9 protein-coding genes are annotated in these 15,056 nt (G+C 68.6%); 3 read left to right on the top strand and 6 right to left on the bottom strand.

Features of this window, described 5'->3' with window-relative positions:
• Nucleotides 1–76 precede the first annotated feature (76 nt).
• From AC1VM9_RS10800 to AC1VM9_RS10790, 3 genes are all read right to left on the bottom strand, one after another.
• Nucleotides 77–2,380, bottom strand: coding sequence for a glycosyl hydrolase family 65 domain-containing protein (locus tag AC1VM9_RS10800; RefSeq protein ID WP_483122621.1), 2,304 nt, complete (start codon nt 2,378–2,380; stop codon nt 77–79).
• Between the two features lie 95 nt (nt 2,381–2,475).
• Nucleotides 2,476–3,360 (bottom strand): carbohydrate ABC transporter permease, encoded by an 885-nt coding sequence (locus AC1VM9_RS10795; RefSeq protein ID WP_481340966.1) that lies wholly within the window; start codon nt 3,358–3,360, stop codon nt 2,476–2,478.
• A complete protein-coding gene (locus AC1VM9_RS10790) occupies nt 3,357–3,914 on the bottom strand; it encodes a carbohydrate ABC transporter permease (protein WP_483122619.1) in 558 nt (185 codons plus the stop codon). The genes AC1VM9_RS10795 and AC1VM9_RS10790 overlap by 4 nt, the downstream gene beginning before the upstream one ends.
• Between AC1VM9_RS10790 and AC1VM9_RS10785 the strand changes: the two genes are divergently transcribed.
• Complete coding sequence (locus AC1VM9_RS10785; protein ID WP_483124060.1) at nt 3,836–4,006, top strand: hypothetical protein; 171 nt, start codon at nt 3,836–3,838, stop codon at nt 4,004–4,006. The genes AC1VM9_RS10790 and AC1VM9_RS10785 overlap by 79 nt on opposite strands.
• Before the next feature lie 310 nt (nt 4,007–4,316).
• Here the strand turns inward: AC1VM9_RS10785 and AC1VM9_RS10780 are convergent, their stop codons facing one another.
• Nucleotides 4,317–5,645: an ABC transporter substrate-binding protein gene (locus AC1VM9_RS10780; RefSeq protein WP_483122618.1), complete on the bottom strand. Its 1,329-nt coding sequence runs from the start codon at nt 5,643–5,645 to the stop codon at nt 4,317–4,319.
• A 257-nt stretch (nt 5,646–5,902) separates the two neighbouring features.
• Between AC1VM9_RS10780 and AC1VM9_RS10775 the strand changes: the two genes are divergently transcribed.
• The gene (locus AC1VM9_RS10775; protein WP_483122617.1) at nt 5,903–7,138 is read left to right on the top strand and encodes a LacI family DNA-binding transcriptional regulator; all 1,236 of its coding nucleotides are present in this window, start codon (nt 5,903–5,905) and stop codon (nt 7,136–7,138) included.
• Nucleotides 7,139–7,273: 135 nt separating this feature from the next.
• Here the strand turns inward: AC1VM9_RS10775 and AC1VM9_RS10770 are convergent, their stop codons facing one another.
• Nucleotides 7,274–9,949, bottom strand: coding sequence for a ricin-type beta-trefoil lectin domain protein (locus AC1VM9_RS10770; RefSeq protein ID WP_483122615.1), 2,676 nt, complete (start codon nt 9,947–9,949; stop codon nt 7,274–7,276).
• Nucleotides 9,950–10,129: 180 nt separating this feature from the next.
• Complete coding sequence (locus AC1VM9_RS10765) at nt 10,130–13,573, bottom strand: glycoside hydrolase family 3 C-terminal domain-containing protein (RefSeq protein ID WP_483122614.1); 3,444 nt, start codon at nt 13,571–13,573, stop codon at nt 10,130–10,132.
• Between the two features lie 273 nt (nt 13,574–13,846).
• Between AC1VM9_RS10765 and AC1VM9_RS10760 the strand changes: the two genes are divergently transcribed.
• The gene (locus tag AC1VM9_RS10760) at nt 13,847–15,031 is read left to right on the top strand and encodes an ROK family transcriptional regulator (RefSeq protein ID WP_483122613.1); all 1,185 of its coding nucleotides are present in this window, start codon (nt 13,847–13,849) and stop codon (nt 15,029–15,031) included.
• Nucleotides 15,032–15,056 lie beyond the last annotated feature (25 nt).

Raw genomic sequence — 15,056 nt, 5'->3', positions numbered from 1 at the left:
CCGGAACGGCGGCGAGGTCGTGGTCACGGATGCTGCGGGTGAACTCTGGGCAGCGGCCTGGGGGTTCCCAATCATGTCATGGCACCTCGACAGAGGTGGTCGGGACGGGCGAGCGCGTCGTCGCCTCGACGCCCCGACTGGGGTCTTCGGTCCACCCCTGGCCGGGCTGTCGGGTGGGCACGGTCACCGGTGCGCCCTGGCGCAGCGAGAAGATCGCGCCAGCGACCTCGACTGTCATCGGGAGACCTCCGGTCAGCGTGACCGTCGTGCGCTCCGGGCCGATGGCGACGTCGAACGCGCGTCCTTGCCACAGCATCCGGCGCAATGTGAGGCCGGCCAGCTGAGGCGGCAGGATCGGGTCGAGCCTGACTCGGTCTTCACGCCAGCGCATGCCGCTGAAGCCGTACAGGAAGATCTGCAGGAATCCCCCATGTCCGGTCGTGAACGTGAACACCCCTCCCTGACGTCCCTCGGCGAACTGGTTGAACGGTCCGCGCAGAAACGGCTCCACGCTGCGGCGCATGAAGTCGTAGGAGGCGGACCCGGGGGTACCCAGGGCTGCGTGGGCGATGGAGTGGATGGAGTCCGTCATGGACGGCCCGTCAGGGTCCGTGCGCGCCGCGTAGTAGTCGATGTCGTTGCGCGCCACCTCGGCGGGCATGGGGTGTTCCCAGGGATACTGCAGCATGACCACGTCGGCCTGCTTGATGGTTTCGCCGGCGTAGCCGTCGTACTGCAGATGGATTCCCAGAGCCTCGTCGAACGGCACCCGCAGACCATCGGCAACCCGGCTCCAGTTCGGGTCCGCGGCCACGCCCACCACCTGCGCCGCCCGGGTGGCGATCCGCAGGGTCTCGGCGGCCGCGACGTTGGTGTACGCGCTGTTGTCGACAGGGAAGTGGTACTCGTCAGGACCCATGACCGTGTTGATGTCGTAGCCGCCGGCCTCATCGGCGACAGCGGAGCTCACCCAGAACTGGGCGGCCCCCTCCAGCACCGGCCAGGCCTTGTCCGCGAGCCAGCCACGATCGCCGGTGGCGAGGTAGTACTGCCACTGGGCGAGGGCGACGTCAGCGGTGATGTGGTGCTCGAGCTCGCCCATCTCCCAACCGGGCGGAGTCTGTTCGTCTCCTCGCAGGGCGCTCTCCCAGGGGAACCTCGCACCCGCGAACCCGGTCTGGGTCGCATAGCTGCGTGCTTCCGCCAGACGCTGCTGCCGATAGGTGTTCGCTCCCACCGCGATATCCGGATGCTGCGCGAGCAGCGCTGGATACATCCACGTCTCCGTGTCCCAGAAGATGTGGCCGTTGTAGCCGTATCCATCACCGGACAGGCCGCAGGGGGACAGGCTCCAGTCCACCCCGGCCCGGGTGCTCTGCAGCAGGTAGAACATGCTCGCGCGGACCTGCAGCTGCAGCTCCGGATCACCCAGGACCTCGATGTCAGCGCGCCACAGGTCGGCCCATGCCCTCTCGTGCTCGGCCAGCAGGTCGACGTAACCGGTGTCCGCGGCGGCCGCCGCCGCGGCACGAGCCGTCGACAACGGGTCTTCCGAGTCTTGGGAGCTGGCGATCCCGACGTACTTGGTGACCGTGTACGTGGTTCCGGCTCTCACCTCGAAGGTTGCCTGCACCCCGACCGACCTGGGCTCGTCGGTCCCGTACTCCTCGGTCTGTGCCGCCACCCCGGTGGGCAGTTCCAGTCGCGACGCGAGCGCTGCGCTGATACTGGTGCCGAGGGTCGTCACCGTCTCGTACGACTCCGCCGCTTCACCGTCGTAGCCCTTGCTCGAAGGTTCGGTCAGCCCGGCGCTGGTGCCGTCGAAGATCCCGGTGACGCGCGCGCGACCGCTCCAGTGCGGTGTGAAGGTGAGCTGCACGGCGGCCACCCGGTGCCGCGCCCGATGCGCGAGAACCTGATAGGTGAGATCGGTGCAGTGTCCCGCCGGCGAGGTCCACGTCGCGTGCGTGGTCAGCAGTCCGACCCGCAGGTCCAGCGACTGCCGGTAGTGGCTCACCGAGCCTTCCTCGCGGTCGTCCTGTGCGGGTCCAGGCGTCCGCCGCGGCAACCGTCCGTAGGTGCCCGACTCGTCCGAGAACGCCAGCGTGGACCAGGTCGGGATGTTCGCGTCCCTCTCGACCGGGCCGTGTTGGGCGAAGAACCCGGCCAGGTGCGCCTGGGTCTCGATCGGCTCCGTCGCGTAGCCCATCCCCGCTGCGGGGATGCGGCCACCGATGTAGCCGTTGCCGAGGAAGGTCGGCGCATAGTCGTCGTTCGTCTGGGTGGTACTGAGCGTCCAACCAGTCGCGGGCTCGGACCACGCTGCTGTCGGGTCGTGGGTGGGGTCCTGCTTCTCGGCGTGGTCGCCGTGGGAGGTCATGCGTTGCCCTTCTCGGATGGGTATCGGGGGTGGGCTGATCGCTGGCACCGCCGGGTGGTGGCCTCTGGCCGGGTTCCGCTGAAGCTCTTCCGCGCTCAGGACTTGGAGCCGGACAGCGCGATGCCCTCGACGATCTGGCGCTGCGCGACGGCGAACAGGATGAGGATGGGTGCCGCCAACAAGGTGGTGGCGGCCATCAGCGCCGGCCAGTCGGAGGTGTACTGACCCTTGAACTGGTTGACCAGCAACGGCAGCGTGAACTTGTCGGAGCTGTTGAGGAAGATCAGCGGCGAGAAGAAGTTGTTCCACTGGCCGAGGAAGGTGAAGATCCCCAACGCCGTGAGAGGAGTGCGCAGCAGCGGCAGGATGATCGTCACGAACGTGCGGAACCGGCCGGCGCCGTCGAGCTGGGCGGCTTCCTCGAGCTCCAGCGGGATGCCTTTGATGTACTGGCGCAGGAGGAAGACACCGAACGCGTTGAAGAGTGCGGGCGGCACGATGAGCGCGGCGTGAGTGTCCACCCAGCCGAGCCAACCCATGATGATGTACAGCGGGATGATCGTGAGCTGGCCGGGAACCATCATGGTGGCGAGGAAGACCATGAAGAGCCCCCGGCTGGCCCGGAAGTCGATCCGCGCGAACGCGTAGGCGGCCATCGCCGACGTGAGCAGCGAGACGACCGTGATCGTCACGGCGATGTAGGTGCTGTTCCAGAAACCGCGGACGAAGTCGGCGCCACCGAGGGCGGTTCGGTACCCCTCGAGGTTCCAGTCCTGGGGCAGCAGCTTGGGTGGCTGGATGAAGATCTCCCCCAGTGGTTTGAACGAGGAGAACAGCATCCAGGCGAACGGCAGCGCCATGGCGACCGCGCCGACGACAAGAATCGCGTGCAGCAACAGCCTGTGACGCGCGGGCCGGGAGCTGGAGGGCGCTTTGGCCGTCTTGACCGCGCGCCTGCTGGTGTCGGAGAAGGTGCTCATTCTGTGTAGTGGACCCATCTCTTCTGGGCTGCGAGCTGGCAGCCGGTGACCACGAGCAGGGCCAGGAACAGGAGGAAGGCGAGTGCCGATGCCTGCCCGAAGTCGAACTGGCCGAAGGCGATCTGGACGACTTCGTAGACGATGGTGCGCGAGGCGTCCGGGGCCGTGCTGCCGAAGAAGACGTAGATGTAGTCGAACACCTGGAACGAGCCGATGATCGAGGTGATCGACAGGAACAGGATGGTCGGGGACAGCAGCGGGATGGTGACGTGCCGGAGCTTCTGCCACTCCGAACAGCCGTCCAGCTCGGCGGCCTCCACGAACGACCGGTCGATGCTCTGCAGGCCGGCCATGAACATCACCAGCTGGTAGCCCAGGCCCTGCCAGATGCCGACCACCGCGAATGCGGGGATGACGAACCGGGCGTCCTGCAGCCAGTTGGGGGCAGGCAGGCCGATCGAGCTGCAGTGCGTGGTTGAGCGGGCTGATGTCGGGGTTGAACAGCCACAGCCAGATCGCGGCGACCGCGACCGAGGAGGTGACCACCGGGGCAAAGAACGCCAGCCGGTACACCGAGGTCAGCTTGCCGGCGCGTTGCATCAGCACCGCGAAGAAGAACCCGGTGAGCAGCAGTCCCGGGACCTGAAGCACCGTGAACCAGAGGGTGTTCATGGCCGACTGCCGGATTCTCGGGTCGGACAGCACGTCCCCGAAGTTGGCCAGGCCGGCGAAGGAGCGGGTACCGAACCCGTCCCAGTGGTAGAACGCCAGCACCAGCGCGAACAGCAGGGGGCCGACCATGAACACCGCCAGACCCACCAGCTGAGGGGTCAGGAACAGGTAGGCCGCGACCGTGTCCGCCCGTCGCCGGCGCCGGCGCGCGCGGCTTCGGTGGAGGTCCGGGATCTCCGACCCGGCCGGTGCCCGGGTCGGAGTTCCGGTGGTGAGCACGGCCATCATGAACCGCCGTTGATGAGCTGGACCACCTTGCCGCTGAAGGACTCCGGCGTCTCGTTGCCCGACTTGAACATCTTGTCCACCAGCACGGGAAGCTCGGTGAGGACCTTGGGCTTGCTGGCGATCGCCCTGGGAACGGCGTAGCCCTTGGCCGCTACGTCGTTGAACAGCTTGCCGTGCGCGGGAAGGTTGCCCTCGGTGACGATCTGGTCCAGGCCCTTGACCGATGGCACCGCGTTGCCACCATTGGCCAGGCGGAACTTCTGGCCTTCGGCGTTGACGTAGTTGCCGAGGAACTCCAGCGCCTTGGCCTGGTTCTTGGCGTTAGCGTTCACCGAGAGCGCTGCCGTGTTGACCGGCACCGGCATGATGTCCTTGCCCGATGGCGAGGGGAAGGGTGCGATGTCGTAGCCGAACTTGAGCTTCTTGAGGTTCGGCAGGATCACGCGGCCGGTGGCGATGGTGCCCAGCTGCCCCGCGTAGAACAGCACGTCACCGCTCTGACCTTGAGGCAGGGAGCCGGTGTAGGTGATGTTCCCCGACTTGAGCTGCTCGAACAGCCACGACAGGGCCTCCAGCGACTTGGGGTCGCTGTCGAAGACGGCCTTGCCGGACTCGTCGAAGAGCGTCCCGCCGAAGGTGGAGATCCACCCGAACCAGTCGTACCAGCCGCCACCGATCAACAGACCCTTCTTCTTGGTGGCGCGGATCTTGTCCAACATGTCGGTCAGCGCGTCCTGGGTCCACGTGCCCGCCTCGAACTGGGCAATCGGGTCGGTGCTGACACCCGCCTCGGCGAGAAGGTCCTTGTTGAACCAGAACACGGCGGGGTTGCAGTCCACCGGCAGCCCGTACAGCCCGGGACTGCCGTCGGCGGGTCGGCACCATTCGTAGAGCCCCTCGTAGAAGTCATCCTGCTTGACCGCCGCGCCGCTGCTGCCCAGGTAGCTGGTGAGGTCGAGCACCTGCTTGGTCTCGATCAGCTTGGCCATGTAGATGTCACCGACGTAGAACGCGGACGGAGCCGCGCCGGCGGACAGCTGAGACAGCAGCTTGGAGAGATAGTCCCCCACCACCTGTTGGTAGGTGACCTGAACCCCGAGCTGCTTGGTCATCTTCTCGGAGAACTGACGGAACCGGTCAGACTGCGGCGGCCCGTCCCAACCCGCCCACGTCAACCCAGGTGCAGCGGAGGAGCCTCCGCCGCAGGCCGCAAGCATGGGCCCGGCGGCCACACCAAGGCCGGCGAGCATGCCCGCCTTGAGGATGTTGCGGCGGCCCACGGTCGTGGCGGCCACCCCCTTGATCACGTTGCTGTGGCTGAACATCGTCGTCCCTTCCGCTGGCGGCACGCCGCCGTAGAACTGCCCTTGGTGGATTCCGCGTCAGGGCGCCCGGTCGAGCGTGTAGGCACCTCGTCGCGAATGCGGGTTTTACCGGTAAAGCAAGACGGTAGTGGCGCCGATCACAGCACGTCAAGGGGGTGTTTATCGATGACACGACGGGGAGGCCGCCTGTACGGCTCGGGCACCCCGGCAGAGCGCCCCTCCACGTCCGCCGTTTGCGCGAAAGCCCTGCAAGGACAATGCTGCTCGCGAAGTTGTGCCAAGCCTGCGCGATCCGTATGTCGCGCCACGAGCGTCCCAGCTCCTGTCTCACTCGTCTGCAGTCGGGTGCGCCCGGTCGAACATTTGTTGACGTTTCACCCACAGGCCCACAGAATCAGCCCATGGGCTTTACCGATTCAGCGGCAAGTCAGGGGCGCGGGCGCAGACCCGCCGCTGAGAGAACGGCTGGGTCGCCAAGGCCCACGATGGCTATGGTGGCAGCGCGGGTGGGAGTCTCCAAGCAGACCGTTCACTATGCGTTGAACGCCCCGGACCGGCTCAGCCCGGCCACGGTGCGCCGGGTCCTCAAAGCCGTGGACGAGCTGGGGTACCGACCCAACCAAGCTGCGCGTTCGCTCTCGACGAAGTCTCCGCGGGCCGTGGGCTTCCGGCTGTTCCCGACGGACCATCGGTCCCAGTCTGGCGGCGTTCTCGCGAGCTACCTCTACGAGTTCTCCCTGGCGGCACGCCAGGCCGACCACGACGTCTTCTGCCATGCCGCTGCCACCGACGAGGAGGAGATCCGGGTCATCCAGGAGATCTTCAGCATGAGCACGGTCGACTGCGTCGTCGTCACCAACACCCAGACCAACGACCCCCGGATCACCTTCCTGCTCGAGCGTGGCATTCCCTTCGCCTGCTTCGGGCGCCCCTGGGGACACGCCATGTCGGACACGTGGTGGGTCGACGTCGACGGCGCCGCCGGGGTGGAGCAAGCCGTCGACCACCTCGCCGAACGCGGCCACCGACGCATCGCCTACCTGGGCTGGGGCCCGCCCGGCGGGCTCGGGGATGACCGGGAGTCCGGCTGGCGCCGCGCCATGGCTTCACACGGCTTCGCGACCCGCGGGCTCGCGGCCCACGGCTCGGACGAGATCGGCACCGGCAGGGAGCTCGCCGGTCGACTCCTCGACAAGAAGACGCCACCCACCGCGTTCGCGTGCGTCAGCGACACGCTGGCGATGGGTGCGCTCCAGGCGTGCCGCGAGCGAGGCCTTGCCGTCGGCCATGATGTCGGCGTCGTGGGGTTCGACGACAGCATCGGGGCACGCGTCGTCACCCCCGGACTGACCAGCCTCGCCCAGCCGATCGACCAGGCCGCACGACACACCGTGCGCCTTCTTCTCGAGCTGCTGAAGGACCCTGGCGCACAGCCCGAGCAGGTCTTGCTCCGGCCGACCCTCGTGGTCCGGGAAAGCACCGTTCCACTCTGATCCCCAGCCAGGCGTCGCGGCCGCAGCCCGCTTCGCTCTCGACGGCTGGCAGCGGCTGGTGTCTCGGGAGGTCGAGGCAGCCTCGCGGCTGTGCGGCACCTGCTCAGGGGCGCCGCACAGCCGCGACCGTAGGGGTCAGGCCGGCAGGTTCCACCGTTGGCTCGTGCTGCTGTCACAGGTCTCGATCACGAGCGTGGTGCCGTTGCTCGTGCCGTCGTCCAGGGTCGCGAGGCACTTGCCGAACGCTTTCAGCTCACCGGTGTCCTTCTCGTACGTCCACTGCTGCGATGGGCCCCCGTTGCACGTAGAGATCTGCACGGGTGTCCCGTCCGCATCGGAGCCGCCGCGCACGTCCATGCACTTGCCGGCGGCCATCACTGTGCCGTTTCCGGGACGCGTCCAGGCCTGCGCGGGGCTGCCGTTGCAGTCCCAGATCTGGAGCGCCGTCCCGTCACTGGTGTTGCCCCACTGGATGTCCACGCATCGGCTGGGCGCAGCCGCCGAGGTGATCGGTCCGGTGCAGCTGGACGGCTGGGCCGTCGGCGCCGGGTGCCGGGTCGGGAGCTGCAGCGGCGTGGCGCCGGAGACCCGGTGCACCGTGCCGGAGCCGTCGCGAACCGCCACCGGGGCCCCGGAGCGCAGGGTCAGGGTCGTGCTCTGCTGGCCGACGGAGATGTCGAAGGTGCTGCCGTGCCACTTCACGCCGGTGACGTCGACGCCGGGCAGCTGGGTGGGCAGGAACGGATCCACGGTGACGGCGTCGGTTCCCCAGCGCAACCCGGTCAACCCGTAGAGGAACACCTGCAGGTACCCGCCCTGGCCGGTGGCGAAGTTGAACGCCCCGCCGTTGCGGCTCTCGTACCACTGGTCGAACGGCGCCGTGAGGAACGGCGTCGCGCTGCTCTTCAGGTAGGAGTAGGTCGTGCAGCCCGAGGAGCCGAGGGCGGCACTGTCGATGGCGGCGATGGCGTCCGTCATCGAGGGGCCGTTCCAGTCGGTGCGCGCGGCGTAGTAGTCGAGGTCGTTCTGGGCCACGGCGTCCGGCATCGGGACATTCCAGGGGTACTGCAGCAGGGTGACGTCGGCCTGCTTGACCGTCTGGCCGGCGTAGCCGTCGAACTCGGGGTGGATGTTCAGCGTCGTGTCCACCGGGATCTTCAGGCCGTCGGCGACCTTGCTCCACGCCGGGTCGGCGGTCCGGCCGAGGATCTGTGCCGCTTCGGTCGCGATGCGCAGGGACGCCTGTGCGCCGGCATTGGTGGTCACACTGTTGTTGACGTTGTCGTGGTACTCGTCCGGGCCCATGACGTCGTTGATGTCGTACCCGCCGGACCCGTCCGACACGGCGCGGGTGGCCCAGTAGTCGGCGATGCCCTTGAGGACGGGCCACGCCTTGTCGCGCAGCCAGGCCGTGTCGCCGCTCGCCTGGTAGTACTGCCACTGCGCCAGGGCGATGTCGGAGTTGATGTGGATCTCGGACTCGCCCATGGGCCACGGCGGCGGCGTCTGCTCCGAGCCGGTCAGCGCGCTCTCCCAGGGGAACTTCGCGCCCTTGATCGGGTGGCTGGACGTCGACAGCTGTGCGGCGGCGAGGTTGGCCGGGTGCAGCAGCTTCTGCCGGTACGTGTTCGCGCCGACAGCGATGTCAGGGTACTGGGCGAGGAGAGCCGGGTACATCCAGGTCTCCATGTCCCAGAAGACGTGACCGTTGTAGCCGTCCGAGGACAGCCCGCCCGGGCTGGCGCTCCAGGTCACACCGGGACGCATGCTGGTGAGCAGGTAGAACATGGACGCGTTGATCTGCCTGCTCATGGCCGTGTCACCGGGGATCGAGATGCTGGACTGCCACAGACGTGCCCACTCCTGGTTGTTGCGAGCGAGCGTGCTCGGGTAGCCGTTGCTGGCGGCACGCGCGGCCGTGGTCGCGGCGGCCTCCTGCGGGGTCGCGGCAGAAAGCTTCCGGTCGGTGTCGACGCTGGAGGCGATGCCGACGAACTTCGTGACCTGGATCGGCTGCTCGGCCTGGACCGGGAAGGTCGCGCTCTGCCCGGCGGTGCCGTCCTCGGCCGCGGGGATCGCCTGGGTGGGCACGGTCTTCCCGTCGACGCGCAGCACCGAGCTCAGTCCGGCGGTGACCAGCTCCCGTTTGGACATCACGGTCTCCGACAGCGTCCCCGTCCTGCCGTCCACGCGGGGGTCGGTGGCGGATGCCTTGGCCAGGCCCCGGCCGTCGAACGCGTCCACGGCGACCGCTGTTCCACTCCAGTGCGGCACCGCCCGCAGGCTCACCGTGCCCAGATGGCCGTCCGCGCGGTTGGCGCTGACCTCGTAGGTGAAGCTCGTGGTGTCACCAGCTGGTGAGGTCCAGTCGTACGAGGTGGTCAGCACCCCGGTGCGAAAGTCGATCGACTGCTGGTACTTGCTCGTGGCGCCGTCCGTGGCGGGGTCGATCGCCGGCGGCTGGCCGTCGCCGCTGCGGCCGAAGCGCAGCGTGGTCCAGGTCGGCAGGCTGGCCCGTTCCTCGATCTTGGTGTCCGAGAGGCCGTAGAAGCCCGCGAGCTGCGACTGCGTGGTGATGGGCGTGCTGCTGAATCCCTGACCTGCCGCCGGCACCCGCGCCGCGAGGTAGCCGTTGCCGACGAACGTCGGCGCATAGTTCTTCGACGGGTCGGTGGTGCTCAGCACCCAGGCGTCGCCGGAGCCGGCGGCCGCCTGGAGCGGCACGGTGGTGTCGGCCGAGGCCGGTGTCCCCACGGTGCCCAGCAGCAGGCAGCCGAGCGCCGGTACGACCCACAGCTTGCTGGTGATCACGCGTGAACGGCGATGGGGACGAGCGGGCACAGTTTGACGGCCGGGGCTGGGCGGTGGAGGTTCGATGGTGCTGCGAGGGTGGCTCATGGGTGTTCCTTCTTCGGGTCGGGTGGGGTCAGGCTCCCCGCCCCGCCCTGCACGGCGCCGGTTCGCGCGCCGTGCAGGGCGGGGCGTTCCGGGTCAGCCGATGGTGGCGGCAAAGAGGTGCATGTTCTGGTTGGTGGGCAGGGTGATCCACGCAACCTGCTTGCCCGCGGTGAGCGGGACGGTGGCGGCGTACAGGCTCACGGGCTGGTTCACCCGCGTGCCGTCGGACTGGTTCAGGTACGCCGTGGTCGCCGCGAGCGCGCCCCCTTCCGCTGCCTGGTTCGCCCACCAGTCCGAGAAGGACACCGTCGCGGCGGATGTGGTGCCGTCGGCGTAGGTCACGGTGAGCTGTCCCCTCTGGACCCCGCCACCGGCTCCGGCCCCGAGCAGGGAGAGCTGCGTGCCCGAGCCGTTCATCGCGATGACCTGCCCGGTGGCGTTGACCTCGTTCGGCTTCCCGGCCGGGACGTCCGGCCACGTGAACGTCGACGTCCCGGCGGTGACCGTGCTGCCGGGTGTCACACCGACGGCGGCCAGCGCCTGCGCCGAGAAGCTGTGTCCCCAGCCGTCGAAGTTGCCCAAGGCCGTGGCGGAGTCGTCGGTGACGCCGACCTTCTCGTACGCGGCCGCGAAGGTGGGGTAGCCGACCGTCACCGTGGCGGACCCGCTCGGCTGTGGGCGGCGGTCGGAGCCGGTGAAGCTCGTCGCGCCGAACACCGTTCCCGGACCGCCGACCGTGTCGGCAGGCACGGCCACCGACCAGGTGGTCGACACCGTCTGTCCCGGGTTCACCTGAGCGAAGCTCGCCGGGGACTGCGCGGTGGCCTTCCAGCCGCGCGGCACGGTGAGCGCGGTCACGGCACTACGCACCGGAGCCGTGGCCCCGTTCGTGAACTCGGTGGTCACCGACATGGTGGAACCCGGCATGGCCAACGTCGGGGCCTTCACCGTCGTGTACTGCGTTCCGTTGGTCACGGTGCGCCCCACGTTGAACGTGTCCGTGAGCGGTAGCGAACGCGAGGAGGACCCGACGTGCACGGTGTAGCTGCCGGCTGCCAGCGTCCAGCCCTGCGCGGGGGTGTTCCAGTACGACGCGTCCTGGGCGGTGATGTCGAACGTCACCCTCTTGGTCTCGCCAGGCTGCAGGTGGACCTTCTGGAAGCCCTTCAGCTGCCTGGGCGGCTCACCTGCGCTGGCCGGAACGCTGAGATAGAGCTGCGCGACCTCGGCGCCCGCCCGCGACCCGGTGTTCGTCACGTCGACGCTGGCCTGCACAGATCCGTTGCCCGACAGCGTGCGTGCGGACAGGTCGAGGTTCGAGAACGCGAACGTGGTGTAGGACAACCCGTAGCCGAACGGGAAGAGCGGGGTCCGGTTCTTCGCGTCGTACCAGCGGTAGCCGACGTTCAGACCCTCGGAGTACTGCACCTTGCCGTCCACGCCGGGCCACTGGGCGTCCGTGGAGGCGGGCACCTGGTCGAGCGAGGTGGGGAAGGTGACGGGGAGCTTGGCCGACGGGTTGGCGTCGCCGAACAGCAGCGCGGCGATGGCGTTGCCGGCCTGCTGGCCCGGGTACCAGGCCTCGAGGACGCCCTTGACCTTGTCGAGCCACGGCATGGTGACCGCTGAGCCGGTGTTCAGCACGACGATGGTGTTCGGGTTGGCGGCCGCGACGGCGTCGATGAGGTCGTTCTGGTAGTCAGGCAGGTCGATGTTCGGCTGGTCGCCGCCCTCGCCCTGGTAGAGGTTTGCGTACACCACCGCCACGTCGGACTTGGCGGCCAGAGCCGCCGCCTGCTGCGCGAGAGCGGCCTTCGGCGGCAGCCAGCCCAGATTGACGTAGGCCCCGCCGGTGCCCTGGTAGTAGTCCACCTCGATCTGCACGGGCTTGCCCGCGGTCAGGTCGACCTGGCCCGTCTCGGTGTGCGCGCCCTGGTCGCGCCAGTTGTCGATGACCTGCTTGCCGTCGATGAACAGCCGAGTGCCGTCGTCGCTGGTGACTCCGAAGGTATACGTGCCGGTGACCGGCGGCGTCACCGTCCCGGTCCACTTCGTCGAGAAGCCCGCGGCCGGCACGCCCGAGGCAGGCGCACCTCTCCAGTCGAACTTCACCTGCCGGTCGATGCGTGTTGCGGCCGGTGTCCCCGACAGGGTGGTGTTCGCGTAGTACTCGCCCGTCAGACCGTGGCCGGTACCCGACGCCGGAGTCAGGAACTGGCTGTCGATCGCGGGCAGGGTGCCGAAGTCACCCTTCGTGCCCGGGTTGCCCTGCGCGTACTGCACGTCGACGCCGGAGCCGGCGCGTGCCGTGATGCCGTCGTACGGGTTGACGGTCCCGGTGCCGGCGACGATCGCGCTGCCACCGCCGGCGCTCAGCGTGTTGTCCTTGGCGCCGCTGCCGATGACCGCGATCGAGTTCACCTTGCTGGTGTCCAGGGGCAGGGTGTTCCCGGTGTTCTTCAGCAGGACGGTGCCGTCCTCGGCGGCCTTCTTCGCGACGGCGACGTGCGCCTGGGTGGAAGCGACGGCGTCCGGGGTGTCCGCCGACGGGTGCTCGAAGAGCCCGAACCGGAACTCCTCGCGGAGGATGCGCACGACCATGTCGTCGACACGGCTCTGCGCCACTCTGCCGTCCTGCACGGCCTGCTTGAGCGCCGCCCCGAAGAAGGAGTCGTTCGGCATCTGCATGTCCATGCCCGCGTTGGCCGCCTGCACGGTGCTGTGTGTGGCGTCCCAGTCGGACGTGATGAACCCGTCGAAGCCGAAGCTGGTCTTGAGGATGTTGTTGAGGTACGCGTTCTCGCAGGCGTACGTCCCGTTGATCAACGAGTACGAGCACATCGCCGAGGACGGTTGCGCCTCGGCGACGATGGTGCCGAAGGCGGCGGTGTAGATCTCGCGAACCACCCGGTCGTCGATGACTGCGTTGTCGGCGAACGTGTTGCGGTTGGTCTCCTGGTTGTAGACGGCGTAGTGCTTGACCTGGGCCATCGTGCCCTGCGACTGGATGCCCTTGATGTTGGCCGAGCCGATCTGCCCGGCGAGGTACGGGTCTTCGCCGTAGGACTCGAAGGCCCGTCCCCACCGCGGGTCACGAACGATGTTGATCGTCGGGCCGAGGACCAGGTCAGCGCCCTTCGTCTTGGCTTCAGCCCCGACCACCTGTCCGTACGTGTCTGCGAGCGAGGTGTCGAAGGACGCCGCGACAGCGGCCCCGGCGGGCAGCTGCGTCGTGTCGTTCATGCGTACGCCGACCGGGCCGTCCGTCATCTTCAGTGTCGGGATGCACAGCCAGGGCTCGCCCGCGATCTGGCCCGTGTAGGCGGAACCGGCCGCGCCGTGCACGAGGTAGATCTTCTCGTCCAGCGTCATCTTGGCGAGCACCGCTTGGGCGCGTTGGGTGGGCGTGGCGTGCTGCCCGACCCACGGACAGTCGGGGGCCGCGGGGGCCGCCGGCGCGGCGGTGGGGACGACCAGGCTGCCCCCAAAGGCGGCGCAGGTCGCGGCGAGCAGGACGGGCCATCGCTTCAAGCGCATAGCGACTCCATTTCGGTGCGTGGGAAGCCGCGCCGACCGGGGGCGACGCGTGAGAGGAAAATTGGTGCTGACAGGCGTAAGTCGGTCGTGCCCATGCCCGAGAGAGGCCGCCGACGGGTGGCCGGGACCGTTCCTGCACTGATCGCCTCGAGTACCGGTTTTACCGATAAACCGCTAGGATCGGATTTAAGGTAGTGGCAGGTCGAATAGGCGGTCAACACCTTCGAATTTCGATTATCCGCGACGAAATTCGCCGCGAACGGAGGAGCGGGCATGGCCACCTACAGCACCGCGGAGCGGGTGCGGCGAGCCATGCGTGACGAGGTGCTCGACCACGTGTGGCAGCACGGAAGCGCGTCCCGCCCGGAGCTGGAGTCCGCGCTGGGCATGAGCCGCCAGACCGTCGCGGCGGTCGCACAGAACCTGCTGGACGACGGCCTGTTGAGGGAGCACCAGGGCGCGAGCGACGGTCGCGGCCGGCCGAGCCGCCGTCTGCTGCCCCGGTACCCGCCCGGTGCCGTCGTCGGGGTGGACCTGGGCCACCGGCACCTGGGCGTCGCCGTTGCGACGTTCGACCTGACCGTCCGAGCCGAGGCACGGTCCGCGGTGGACGTCGACGACCACCCCGATGTGGCCCTGGACGCCGCGGCGCGCCTCGTCCGCCGGCTGGTGGACAAGCTCGAGCACGAGGCCCGGGCCCGCCACACGGAGACCGGACCCGTGACCACCTGCGTCGCCGGAGTGCCGGGACCGCTGAACGCGGCGCGGCAGGCCGTCGCCTCCCCCACGATCCTGGCCAGCTGGTCCGGTCTCGACCTGGCCAGCGAGCTGAGCGACCGCACCGGGCTCACGGTCCACCTCGACAACGATGCGAACCTCGGCGCCCTCGCCGAGCACCGGCACGGCGCCGCTCGAGGCAAGGACAACGTCATCTACGTCAAGGCATCCGACGGCGTCGGCGCCGGGCTCATCATCAACGGGGCACCGGCACGCGGCAGCTCCGGAGCGGCGGGCGAGATCGGGCACACCCAGATCACCCAGGAGGGAGCGTGGTGCCGATGCGGCAACCGCGGCTGCCTGGAGACGATCGTCTCCAGCCAGCAGGTGCTCCATCAGCTGTCTCACCTCCGCCCGGGCGAGTCCGGCCCGCCAGCGCGACTGCACGAGTTCGCCGGCCACCCGGTGGCCCGGAAGGTCTTCGCCGAGTCCGGCAGGACGCTCGGCCAGGTTCTGGCCAACCTGTGCGCCCTGCTCGACCCGGCGACCGTCGTCATCGGCGGCGAGATGAGCCAGGCGGACGCCTTCATCGACGGCATTCGCGAGTCGATCCAGCGTCTGGCACAACCCGGCTTCGAAGACCACGTTCAGGTGGTGCCGGCCGCGCTGGGCCTGCGTTCCGAGATGATCGGCAGTCTCACCCTCGCGCGTGACATCGCGCTGCGGTCGGCGCTGACCTGACAGCGCCCACATCGGCTGGCCGCTG

The organism is Monashia sp. HAY1-11D, assembly GCF_056868035.1.
The sequence above is the reverse complement of the archived record's forward strand: the minus strand, read 5'-3'. Positions and strand labels throughout refer to the sequence as shown.

Bases quoted from the DNA above. Each gene is read 5' to 3' on its own strand.
- AC1VM9_RS10800 (WP_483122621.1), bottom strand. From the start codon at position 2,380: ATGACCTCCCACGGCGACCACGCCGAGAAGCAGGACCCCACCCACGAC.
- AC1VM9_RS10795 (WP_481340966.1), bottom strand. From the start codon at position 3,360: ATGAGCACCTTCTCCGACACCAGCAGGCGCGCGGTCAAGACGGCCAAA.
- AC1VM9_RS10780 (WP_483122618.1), bottom strand. From the start codon at position 5,645: ATGTTCAGCCACAGCAACGTGATCAAGGGGGTGGCCGCCACGACCGTG.
- AC1VM9_RS10775 (WP_483122617.1), top strand. From the start codon at position 5,903: ATGCTGCTCGCGAAGTTGTGCCAAGCCTGCGCGATCCGTATGTCGCGC.
- AC1VM9_RS10765 (WP_483122614.1), bottom strand. From the start codon at position 13,573: ATGCGCTTGAAGCGATGGCCCGTCCTGCTCGCCGCGACCTGCGCCGCC.
- AC1VM9_RS10760 (WP_483122613.1), top strand. From the start codon at position 13,847: ATGGCCACCTACAGCACCGCGGAGCGGGTGCGGCGAGCCATGCGTGAC.